This window comes from Acinetobacter sp. TAC-1, assembly GCF_029025845.1.
Taxonomy (GTDB): domain Bacteria; phylum Pseudomonadota; class Gammaproteobacteria; order Pseudomonadales; family Moraxellaceae; genus Acinetobacter; species Acinetobacter guillouiae.
In genome coordinates, this window is record NZ_CP118892.1 from 1 (window position 1) to 11,928 (window position 11,928).

The window sequence follows — 11,928 nt, forward strand, 5'->3', positions numbered from 1 at the left end:
ATGCTTTGGACGGACTGCTTAACTCGCTTGCGACAAGAGCTCTCTGATAATGTCTTTGCCATGTGGATTCGTCCTTTGGTTGCAGAAGAAGTCGAAGATACTTTAAAACTGTATGCACCCAATCCATATTGGACTCGCTACATTCAAGAACATCATTTAGAACTGATTTCTATTTTGGCAGAACAATTATCTGAAGGTCGTATTCGTAAAGTCGAAATTTTAGTCGACTCGCGTCCTGGTGCAATTCTTTCTGCTGCTGAACAGCCTGCTACCACAACGGCGGCGCTTGAAAGTTCTCCGATGCCTACACAGCATGTCAAAGCCAAAAAAGACAAAGAATATGAAGTTGTTTCTGCAAAAAATGTCAAGAAACGTCAACTTAACCCATTATTTAACTTTGCTTTATTTGTTGAAGGTCGTTCAAACCAAATGGCGGCTGAAACTTGCCGCAAAGTTTTAACACAACTCGGTGAATCTCAACATAATCCACTCTTTTTATACGGCCCTACAGGCTTAGGTAAAACGCATTTAATGCAAGCGGTTGGGAATGCATTATTACAGGCAAAGCCAAATGCGCGTGTGATGTATATGACTGCGGAAAGCTTTGTCCAAGACTTTGTCAGCTCTTTGCAAAAAGGCAAGGTTGAAGAATTTAAAAAGAATTGCCGTTCTTTAGATTTATTGTTGGTTGATGATATTCATTTGTTGGCAGGTAAAGAAGCCAGTCTTGTTGAATTTTTCTATACATTCAATGCTTTATTGGATGAATCTAAACAAATTATTTTGACCTCTGACCGTTATCCAAAAGAATTAACTGAATTGGATCCGCGTTTAGTCTCGCGTTTTTCATGGGGACTATCGGTTGGGGTTGAACCACCAGATATTGAAACACGTATCGAAATTTTGCTGAAAAAAGCCGAAAGCAGTGGCATCGATCTGCCTCGAAATTGCGCTTTATTTATTGCACAACAGGTTGTTGCCAATGTGCGAGAGCTTGAAGGTGCTTTAAACAAAGTTGTGGCAATCTCACGCTTTAAGGGGTCTGCAATTGATCTAGAAGTGGTTCGTGAATCATTGAAAGATGTTTTGGCGATTCGTGCCCGTACCATCAGTACTGAAAATATTCAACGCGTAGTGAGTGAATACTTCCGTATTCCATTGAAAGAATTGGTGGGGCCAAAACGCACACGTATTTACGCACGACCACGTCAGTTGGCGATGGGGCTTGCGCGTGAGCTTACTGGAGACAGTTTCCCTGAAATTGGGATGGCTTTTGGCGGTCGTGACCACAGTACGGTCATGCATGCCTGTGAAAAAGTGCAAAGTTTACGCGATGAAGATCCAATTTTTAATGAGGATTATAAAAACCTCATGCGCCTGTTACAAAGTTAAAATTTGTACAAATTATGCGCTTGCAATGCGGCATAAACTGCCGCATAGTACGTCATTAAAAAAAATTTATTACCCACATTTTTGTCATATTTAGTTAGAGGAATTCCACCGTGCGTTTGAAAATCGCGAAAGAGAGCTTACTTAATGTTTTGTCCCATGTGGTTGGAGCAGTTGAACGTCGCCATACTTTAAACATTCTTTCAAACGTGAAAATTCAAGCTACAAATCAAGCCCTTACGATTACAGGATCGGATTTGGAAGTGGAGCTTGTGGCAAGTACAACTCTAGCTGAAGGTGCATGTTTACAAGCAGGGGAAACTACAGTTCCTGCACGTAAGTTGGTCGATATTTGTAAATCTTTACCAGCAGCAGCTTTGATTGATTTGCAGATCACTGAAGATCAACGCTGTATTTTAAAATCTGGAAACAGCCGCTTTGTTTTAGGAACCTTACCTGCTGAAGATTATCCATTGTTAACCAATGAAAATAGCCAAGGCACTCAAGTTCAAGTCACTGAGCGTGAATTAAAACGTTTATTTGAAAAAACTTCATTTGCCATGGCTGTGCAAGATGTACGTTTTTACCTGACAGGTACATTATTGGAAATTGATGAAAATCAATTACGCGCAGTCACTACCGATGGGCACCGTTTAGCGCTGTGTGAAACATTGGCGTCTTCAACCGCTGCACAATTGGTTCAAGCCATTGTTCCACGTAAAGCAGTCGGTGAGTTACAACGTCTTTTAAGTATCGAAGATGAGCAACTGACCTTGTTAATTGGTCGTGAATTGTTAAATGTTACCATTCAAACCTCTAGCCGTGACAAAGAACAAGGCGATATTACAGTACGTTTCACAACAAAATTAATTGATGGGAAATTCCCTGATTATCGTCGTGTGATTCCACGTGGCGGTGACAAAGTGGTAAATATTCCACATGATGTATTTAAGCAATCTTTACAACGTGTTGCGATTTTAAGTAATGAAAAATTACGTGGTGTATTCTTAAACTTTAATGCTGATTCTTTGCAATTACGTGCCAATAACCCTGAGCAAGATGAAGCAATTGAAGATTTAGCTATTCAATATGCCAATGCGCCGATGGAAATGTCGTTTAATGCGCAATATATTTTAGATGTATTAAGCGTTTTAGATGGTGATGATGTCGCAATGACAATGTCTGAAGCGAATCAGTCGGTATTGGTACAAGATCCAACCCAATCTAATCAAACTTATGTTGTGATGCCGATGCGTGTTTAATTGATTTATTTTTAAATCATAGCCATGCATATTACGCGTTTAAATATACAACGTGTTCGAAACCTCAAGACGGTTGCTCTGCATGAGTTGCAACCGTTTAATGTTTTTTATGGACAAAATGGTTCAGGCAAAACTTCGATTTTAGAAGCCATTCATTTATTGGCAACAGGTCGATCTTTTCGAACACATATTCCTAAAAATTACATTCAAAATAATCAATCAGACGCCATTGTTTTTGCCCAATCTTTGACTGAAAAGATTGGTATGCAAAAGCTGCAAAGTGGTGAGCAGTTAATTAAAGTCAATGGTGATACTGTTGCAACCCAAGGGCAGCTTGCCAAAATCTTACCGTTGCAACTGATTGACCCATTAAGTACCGATATTATTGATCATGGGGCAAAACCACGTCGCCAATTGTTGGATTGGCTCATGTTTCACGTGGAACCAGATTTCTATCATGCGTGGCAATATTATTCACGCGCTTTAAAGCAAAGAAATAGCTTACTTAAAACCAAACGTAATCTAACTTTGCTCGATTTAGAGCCGTGGAACAAAATGCTCAGTGATTATGGTGAAATGTTGCATTCTCAACGGGTCGAGATTGTTGAGCAATGGAAGCTATATTTGCAAGAAGATTTGGCGCAGTTGCTACCCGATTTAAAGATTGAAATGGAATATAGTGCAGGGTTCCATGTGGAACATGGTTTGGCCAATGACCTGATTCAATATCACCAAAAAGATGTTGATCGACGTTATACCGAGTATGGACCGCATCGTGCAGATATCCGATTAAAAACCCCATTAGGCGAAGCGGATGTGGTACTGTCTAGAGGGCAGAAAAAGTTATTGATAATGGCTTTAAAACTATCACAAATTGCCATGTTACATGCCTGTAATAAAGAAACTGTGGTATTATTAGATGATGTGACAGCAGAATTAGATTTAAGCGCACAACAACGTTTAATTGAGCGATTGAGCCAACTTGGTAGTCAAGTTTTTATTACCACACTAGACCATGAATCAGTAAAAAAACATTTACATGATTTGTCTATTTCCTACCAGTTATTCAATGTTGACCAAGGTCAGGTAAGTGTTGTTGCAACATGATTTTAGATTTTAGCCAATTTTGGAAAGACCTATTTTTCACTAGGGAGAAACCATGAGTTCAGAAGATCAAATAGCTTCTCAAACAGAACCAACCATTGAAAAGGCTTATGATTCCTCTAGTATCAAAGTATTACGTGGTCTAGATGCAGTTCGTAAACGCCCAGGTATGTATATTGGTGATACTGATGATGGTTCAGGCTTACACCATATGGTATTTGAGGTCGTCGATAACGCGATTGATGAAGCTTTAGCTGGTCATTGTGATGAAATTTTAGTGACGATTCATGAAGATGAGTCAGTCAGCGTTGCAGATAATGGACGTGGTATTCCAACCGATATTCACCCGGAAGAAGGTGTCTCTGCTGCAGAAGTAATTCTTACGATTCTGCACGCAGGTGGTAAGTTTGATGATAATAGCTATAAAGTTTCAGGCGGTTTGCACGGTGTAGGTGTATCTGTAGTTAATGCACTTTCAAGCAAACTTGAACTTACGATTCATCGTGCTGGTCATATTCATCAACAAGAATATAAACATGGTGATCCGGTTTATCCGTTAAAAATTGTGGGTGATGTCGAAACCACAGGGACCATTGTTCGTTTCTGGCCAAGTACTGAAACGTTTAGCCAAACGATTTTTAATGTCGATATTTTGGCACGTCGCTTACGTGAACTTTCATTCTTGAACGCGGGTGTACGTATTGTCCTACGTGATGAACGTGTTGCCTTAGAACATGTCTTCGATTACGAAGGTGGTTTATCTGAGTTTGTAAAATATATCAACCAAGGTAAAACCCATCTCAATGAAATCTTCCATTTCACCACTCAAGCTGAAAATGGCATAGGTGTTGAAGTTGCTTTGCAATGGAATGATACCTATCAAGAGAATGTTCGTTGCTTTACCAACAATATTCCACAAAAAGATGGTGGAACGCATTTAGCTGGTTTCCGTGCAGCGTTGACACGTGGCTTAAACAGCTACATGGAAAATGAAAACTTACTCAAAAAAGAGAAAGTTGCGGTCACTGGTGATGATGCGCGTGAAGGCTTAACGGCAATTGTTTCAGTTAAAGTGCCTGATCCTAAATTCTCATCACAAACCAAAGAAAAATTGGTGTCGAGTGAAGTTAAACCTGCTGTCGAGCAGGCAATGAACAAAGCCTTTTCTGAGTATTTATTAGAAAATCCTCAGGCTGCAAAATCTATTGCAGGCAAAATCATTGATGCTGCACGTGCGCGTGATGCTGCGCGTAAAGCACGTGAAATGACACGTCGTAAGAGTGCGCTTGATATTGCCGGTCTTCCAGGTAAGTTGGCAGACTGTCAGGAAAAGGATCCAGCACTTTCAGAATTATACTTGGTCGAGGGTGACTCTGCGGGGGGTTCTGCAAAACAAGGCCGTAACCGTAAAATGCAAGCCATTCTTCCGCTCAAAGGTAAAATCCTGAATGTGGAACGTGCACGTTTCGATAAGATGATTTCATCACAGGAAGTGGGTACGCTGATTACTGCATTAGGATGTGGTATTGGCCGTGAAGAATATAACCCAGACAAGTTGCGTTATCATAAAATCATTATTATGACCGATGCTGACGTGGATGGTTCACATATTCGTACCCTGCTTTTGACTTTCTTCTTCCGTCAAATGCCAGAACTTGTGGAACGTGGTTATATTTATATTGCACAACCACCACTGTATAAACTGAAAAAAGGTAAGCAAGAGCAGTACATTAAAGACAATGATGCTTTAGAAACTTATTTGATTTCAAATGCGATTGATGAACTTGAATTACGTGTCAATGCTGAAGCGCCTGCAATTCGTGGCGTAGCATTAGAGAAAGTGATTGCTGATTATCAAACCTCCCAAAAGAGTTTGCAGCGTTTAACCGTACGTTATCCTGCGACCTTGCTGGATGGTTTATTGAGTCTTGAGCATTTTAAACTTGATCAAAATCATGACCAAGATTATGTACAACAATGGGGTGAGAAACTTCGTGCTGCGATTGAAACAACGCAACCAAGTTTACGCCCAGTGTTGAGCTTGGAGTCGTTTGATAAAGAAACTGCTGATGGGCTTAAAACGACGATTTATTTCCCGCGTATAACGATTTATGTGCACAATTTACCGCATAGCTATTTATTAGACGCAGGTTTATTGGCATCGGGCGAATATAAGCGTTTATTGCAAAACTCGAAGAGCTGGTTCACTTTGTTAGAAGAAGGTGCTTATCTGCAAAAAGGCGAACGTAAAATCAACGTTTCGACTTTCCATCAGGTTTGGCAACACATTTTGACAGATTCACGTCGCGGCATGATGATCCAACGCTATAAAGGTTTGGGTGAGATGAATGCTGAACAGCTTTGGGAAACCACAATGGATCCTGAAAACCGTAATATGCTGCAAGTGACCATTGATGATGCAATTGAAGCCGATCGTATGTTTGCATGTTTAATGGGCGATGATGTAGAACCACGTCGTGCGTTCATTGAAGAAAATGCATTAAATGCAGATATTGATGCTTAATTAAACTCATTTAAATCAATAAAAGGGAATAAACCTCGGTTTATTCCCTTTTTTATATCCGCTATTTTAATTTTGATAGTGCGACTGCTTCTATTTAAAAATTTCAAGCAAAAAAACCAGCTTATTAAAGCTGGTTTTTTTGTAGACTTTAGCTTATTTCAGCTAAAGTATTATTCACCACCAAGCGTACATTCAAAGTTGGCTTTATCTACTGAACAACGTGCCTTTTTCAACACAGACATCATACCTGCATCATAAATACCTTGTTTAGTTAGTTCTAAACGGCCATCACGCATTAATTTTTGATATTTCAGCTTATCTTCAGCGGTTAAATTCATTTTGTATTTTGCTGGAATAGTCGCTTCTAGGCGATTAATCATAGCAAAGCTTTTTGGCAAGTTTTTCACAAAATAATCACGAGATTTTTGACCAAAACCTGCAGGGAACTTTTCAGGACGGATGACAAAGTCAGCAGTTACTTGTAATACAGGGAAGTTAAACATTGCCCCATTTGCGCCTAAACCTTTTTGAATTTCAAGCGGTTTGTAGGCATAAGCTGGTGCACCGACCATATCAACTTGACCATTGTTGAATTTTGCAACAAAGTTGGTGATATCTGAAGGAACTGCTTGTGCACCAACACGTTGTACTAGAATTTTTTGAGCGCTGTCATAGCTTAACACAGCAAACTTTTTCCCAGCGGCTTTTTCAATCGAGTTGATATTTTTATCACGGACAAAAATAAATGCTGAACCAAGTGGTGCAATACCAGCAACTTCGTATTTTTTACCACCCAAGGTTGTGGTCATTTTTGCAGCATTACGCGCATCTAAGGCAAAAGTAATGGCTTTTTGTGCAATCGCATTACTTGGCACACCACCAATAGAGTCGATTGAACCCACAAATTTATTGTATTGACGCGCACGCATTGCAGTCATAAATACGCCATCGCATTTGCCTGCTTTAAAGTCGTTATCTGCAACAGCCTCATCTTGTTTTGGAATGAGATTGATATCAGCGCCCCAGCTTTTTGCTGATAATGCCCATTCTTGTGCCATTTGAAATGATTCACCTGACTTACCTAATAAGTCAAATACGCAGACATCTGTCGCAGCTTGAGATGCTGAACTAAATCCAACGATTGAAGTTGCAGCAATAGCGAATGCAATTTTTTTCATATTTTCGTCCTTATCTATTTATCCATCTTTAGGAACTTTTCCATAAGCGCAATATTAATCAGCTTTGTTTGAAAAAAATAGAGCATTTACTCCATTTATTATTTTTTTTTTGACAATTATTGTGAATTAGCGACTTAACTCTCATTTCATCGACAATCTTTTTATAAGTAAATCAGTTTTTTAAGTCTGAGTTATGCTTTTTCATTACAAATTGTTCGAAATTCATGATCTATGTAATTTTAAATAATTTTGCTGAAATCAAAAAAAATTAGATGAATGTTCATTATAAAAAGCGACGAACGGTTAAATTTTGCACTTGAATTTTGTTCTATTATTAACCAAAATAATGTTGATAAGTATGTGGGTAACTTTGCAATTAAGCCTAAATTCGATCAATACAGACTGATTTAATCACATATAAAACTTCAAAATCATTAAAAAATGCTCTCAAAGAATGAGTTAGAAGAACTGTTTTAAAATTTTAACTTATCCACAAGCAATTGATAAAAAACATTTTTAAATTCAAATGAATTGTCTTTTTTAAAGTCTTTTTTGCTATTATTTAGGTGTACTAATATGTTCCACGGTGGAAATTGTCTATTATAAATAAAAGTTATGATTGTATTTTGTCGATTTAAAGATGCTTTTAGGCTTGGACGCGGCTGTTGGATGTGGTTTGGAGGTTGAATAAAATAAGCTTATGATTTTTATTGGATTATTGTGATAAAAAGCCTTCTTTTTGATCTGGGGAAATCTAAAGTAATGAGAAACAACACCTGAGTGTGTTTGCATAGCGTGGCTATGTATTGAATTACTGATGATTTATGAGAAGAGGTATAGAACTTTAAATTTTGTTAAGGCGATGAAATTGCGGTTAAAACTTTAAATAAATAGTTTTATTGATTAACTTATTGATTTTTAATTTTATTTTATTAAAAAGCTAGAAAAGGCATTTGCCTATTTCTAGCTAATTTGAGGGGCTTACTGTCTTTAAAAGCACTTTTTAATTAAAAGCGCCTTTTAATCGAAAGAGCTTTCTAATGTTTCTAGTTCCATCATCAGTTCAAGCATTTTTTCTTCAGCTTGTTCTAATTTTACTTTTAACTCTGTCTGTTCATTCATGAGTTTGAGTAAATCATCTTTACGGTTTGCCTCATAAAGGGCTGAGTCTGCAAGTAATGTTTCAATTTCTGCAAGTCTAGGTTGAATTTTTCCAATTTGGCTTTCAATTTTCTCGATATTTTTACGAATAGGACGGCTCAGTTCGCGTTGACGAGCAGCTTCTTTACGTTGTGCTTCTTTATCGAGTTTTGAAATACTTGGCTTTTCAACCACCTGAGATTGAACAGGTGCACTAGGCTGTTGTCCATTCTTGATCATATCGATACGTGCTTGACGTAACCACGTTGCATAATCTTGTAAATCTCCGTCAAATTCCTTGCTTTGACCTGCATGAACCAAAATAAGTTCATCACAGACTGAAGCGATCAGCTGACGTTCATGGGAAACTAAAACCACAGCACCTTCAAAATCCTGTAAAGCCATCGTCAGTGCATGGCGCATATCTAAATCTAAATGGTTAGTCGGTTCATCGAGAATTAAAACATTTGGACGCAGCCAGACGATTAAAGCCAAAGCCAAACGCGCACGTTCACCACCAGAGAAGCTTTCGCTTGGGGTGTCCATACGTTCACCACTAAAGCCAAAACTTCCTAAAAAGGAGCGTAATGCTGCTTCACTGATCTTTGGGTCAGCAATGCGAGAAAGTTGTAACATCGGGCTGGCATTGCCATCTAAAGCATCCATTTGGTGCTGGGCAAAATAACCAATGTTGAGTAACTCAGAATCTTTACGTAAACCTTGAATCAGCGGTAAATCACCGACTAAAGATTTAATTAAGGTCGATTTACCTGCACCATTCATTCCCAGTAAACCGATACGACTGCTTGGTGTAATCTGTAAATTTACATTGGTGACAATTAATTTATCGCCATAGCCAATATCTGCATGTTCGAGTGTGAGCAGCGGTGAACTCATTTTGCTTGGTTCACGGAAACTAAAGGTAAATGGATTATCGACATGCGCAGGGGCAAGCTCTTGCATACGTTCAAGTTGTTTAATACGGCTTTGCGCTTGTCGTGCTTTAGTCGCTTTGGCTTTAAAACGGTCAATAAATTTTTGTAAGTGCGCTTTAGCTTCTTGTTGCTTTTCAAACGCTTGTTGTTGTTGTGCTAATCGCTCAGCACGTGTGGTTTCAAAAGTAGAATAGTTACCAGTATATAAAGTCAGTACTTGATTTTCGATATGTAAAATATGATCTGTGATTGCATCTAAGAAATCGCGGTCATGTGAAATTAAAATGAGTGTGCCTTCATATGCCTTGAGCCAATCTTCTAACCATAAAATTGCATCTAAATCTAAATGGTTGGTCGGTTCATCGAGTAATAGTAAGTCTGAGCGACTCATCAGGGTGCGAGCAAGATTTAAACGCATCCGCCACCCACCAGAGAAACTTGAAACCAAGAGTTCTGATTGATGCTCAAAAAAACCTAAACCGGCCATCAGTTGAGATGCTTTAGATGCAGCTGTATAGCCATGAATTTCTTCAAAACGGCTATATAAATGTGCTAACTCATCATTACTCAAATCTTCAGAATGGTTTAGTTTGTCTTGTATCAGCCAATATTCTTCATCACCAGATAACACAAAATCAATAGCTTTCATATCTAAGGCTTTGATTTCTTGAGCCATATGGGCAACGGTCCATATATTTGGACGGGTTAAGCTACCGCTGTCTGACTCCATTCCACCCAAAAGTGCTGAGAACAATGTGGATTTACCCGCACCATTTACACCTGTTAAACCAATTTTCCAACCAGGATGAAGTTGCATAGACGCTTTTTGGAATAAAATGCGTCCACCACGGCGAATTGAAAGTTGGTCTAACTGAATCATAGGAAACTGACTATTGAATATCGGATGCGGTATAGTAAAGGATAAATGGTAGAGTTCAAAAAATGTATTTGATAAAAGAAGTGACAAAATGTCTTTTCTTGAGTGAAAAGCACAATAAATTGGGTAAATAGGATCAATTCAAAAAAACAAACAATGCTTTATTGTGAATGCTTCAATAAAAAATGCGTATATCTCCCAAATCAGCAGCAATCATTAGAATATTTTAATTTTAAAACCGCTCAATCAAATCAGCTCAGCCGCTTATTTTTATCAGAGTTTTGTCCTGAATTTTTTATCTCATCTAAAAGTTGGTTAAAAAACTAACACAAAATATTCAGTTTATGTAGAATTAATCACAGTATCACCTAAAAATGTGTAGTTAAAGTAAAAGACTCGGATTGCTTTTACATCTACAAGGATAAATCTATTTATAAAAATATGGACGTTAGATGATGAATAAAATAGGATATTTACCGATTGTTTTTTCAGTTTTTTTTTCACCTCTGCTACAGGCAAAACAAAATGTGTGTGTGTTTGATTTACTGGGTAAAGCGGGTGAGTCTTATAAACTCATGGAAGAATGGGCTTTAGCAGCCAAAGCATGGGGCGCTGATATTAATTTAACCGTGTATCAGTCAGAAGAAGCCGTGGATAAAAATTTTAAAACCAATAAATGTGATGCCGCGGCAATGACCACGATGCGTTCACGTGAATACAATAAATTTGGTGGTTCTATTGATGCTTTGGGCGGAATTCCCAACAATGAAATTGCCAGAAGAGCGATCAACTATGCCTTGGATAAACGCAATGCAAAAAGATTGGTTTCTGAAAAAAATGGGCTCAAATATGAATTGGCAATGATTACCCCGATTGGTATTGCTTATATCTTTGTTAAAGATCGCGCAATGAATACTTTAGAAAAGGGCAAAGGTAAAAAGTTTGCCTATCTGCATTATGATCTTGCACAAAAGGTTGCCGTTGAACGTGTAGGCGCAATCGGGGTTCCTTCTGATATTTTTAATTTTGTGAAAAAATTTAATGATGGTGAAGTGGATGCGATTGCTTCACCAGCCTATGCCTATAAACCATTGGAAATTTATAAAGGTTTAGGTAGCAATGGTGCAATGTTTACTTATCCCGTAGTGAATGTGACTGCCGATTTAATTATTAAACCTGAGCAGTTTCCAGAAGGTTTTGGTATTAAGTCACGTGAGTGGGCTGTGAAGCAGTTACCAAGTTCATTTAAGAAAATAGAAAAAATGGAAGCTGAAATTCCAGCAAAATATAAATTAAATGTATCTAAGGATGATGCACTCCGTTATCAGAAATTATTGCGAGAAGGGCGGATTGAGTTAACAAAAAGAGGGGTGTACGATCCTGTGATGATGTCGGTACTGAAAAAAGCACGCTGTACGGTAGATCGCACCAACTTTGAATGTTCACTTGCAGGTGAATAAATTTATTCAATAAAAAAGCCATCAATGTTGATGGCTTTTCTGGTTTTATTGGGTTAGAC

Annotated in this window: 7 protein-coding genes; 5 read left to right on the forward strand and 2 right to left on the reverse strand. The window is 38.2% G+C overall.

All coding sequences use genetic code 11. The annotated features are described in order from the left end of the window. The 4 genes from dnaA to gyrB all read left to right on the forward strand — a co-directional run bounded on the left by dnaA (nucleotide 1) and on the right by gyrB (nucleotide 6,279). Nucleotides 1–1,392 carry a chromosomal replication initiator protein DnaA gene (gene dnaA / locus PYV58_RS00005; protein ID WP_004818188.1) on the forward strand — a complete coding sequence of 464 codons (1,392 nt, stop codon included), beginning with the start codon at nucleotides 1–3 and terminating at the stop codon, nucleotides 1,390–1,392. A 110-nt stretch (nucleotides 1,393–1,502) separates the two neighbouring features. Further along, on the forward strand, nucleotides 1,503–2,651 hold the full coding sequence (gene dnaN, locus PYV58_RS00010; protein WP_004718933.1) for a DNA polymerase III subunit beta: 1,149 nt from the start codon (nucleotides 1,503–1,505) through the stop codon (nucleotides 2,649–2,651). A 24-nt stretch (nucleotides 2,652–2,675) separates the two neighbouring features. Continuing rightward, a complete protein-coding gene (recF, locus tag PYV58_RS00015; RefSeq protein ID WP_004718931.1) occupies nucleotides 2,676–3,758 on the forward strand; it encodes a DNA replication/repair protein RecF in 1,083 nt (360 codons plus the stop codon). Between the two features lie 52 nt (nucleotides 3,759–3,810). Beyond that, on the forward strand, nucleotides 3,811–6,279 hold the full coding sequence (gyrB, locus tag PYV58_RS00020; protein ID WP_034613335.1) for a DNA topoisomerase (ATP-hydrolyzing) subunit B: 2,469 nt from the start codon (nucleotides 3,811–3,813) through the stop codon (nucleotides 6,277–6,279). 170 nt (nucleotides 6,280–6,449) lie between these two features. Here the strand turns inward: gyrB and PYV58_RS00025 are convergent, their stop codons facing one another. Both PYV58_RS00025 and PYV58_RS00030 read right to left on the reverse strand, forming a co-directional pair. Next, nucleotides 6,450–7,457 carry a putative solute-binding protein gene (locus tag PYV58_RS00025; protein ID WP_004718925.1) on the reverse strand — a complete coding sequence of 336 codons (1,008 nt, stop codon included), beginning with the start codon at nucleotides 7,455–7,457 and terminating at the stop codon, nucleotides 6,450–6,452. Between the two features lie 1,020 nt (nucleotides 7,458–8,477). Then, nucleotides 8,478–10,412, reverse strand: a complete 1,935-nt coding sequence (locus PYV58_RS00030) for an ATP-binding cassette domain-containing protein (RefSeq protein WP_034613338.1) — start codon at nucleotides 10,410–10,412, stop codon at nucleotides 8,478–8,480. Between the two features lie 452 nt (nucleotides 10,413–10,864). Between PYV58_RS00030 and PYV58_RS00035 the strand changes: the two genes are divergently transcribed. After that, nucleotides 10,865–11,869, forward strand: a complete 1,005-nt coding sequence (locus tag PYV58_RS00035) for a putative solute-binding protein (protein ID WP_004818191.1) — start codon at nucleotides 10,865–10,867, stop codon at nucleotides 11,867–11,869. The last annotated feature ends 59 nt before the right edge of the window (nucleotides 11,870–11,928 follow it).

Bases quoted from the DNA above. Each gene is read 5' to 3' on its own strand.
- dnaA (WP_004818188.1), top strand. From the start codon at position 1: ATGCTTTGGACGGACTGCTTAACTCGCTTGCGACAAGAGCTCTCTGAT.
- recF (WP_004718931.1), top strand. From the start codon at position 2,676: ATGCATATTACGCGTTTAAATATACAACGTGTTCGAAACCTCAAGACG.
- gyrB (WP_034613335.1), top strand. From the start codon at position 3,811: ATGAGTTCAGAAGATCAAATAGCTTCTCAAACAGAACCAACCATTGAA.
- PYV58_RS00025 (WP_004718925.1), bottom strand. From the start codon at position 7,457: ATGAAAAAAATTGCATTCGCTATTGCTGCAACTTCAATCGTTGGATTT.
- PYV58_RS00030 (WP_034613338.1), bottom strand. From the start codon at position 10,412: ATGATTCAGTTAGACCAACTTTCAATTCGCCGTGGTGGACGCATTTTA.
- PYV58_RS00035 (WP_004818191.1), top strand. From the start codon at position 10,865: ATGAATAAAATAGGATATTTACCGATTGTTTTTTCAGTTTTTTTTTCA.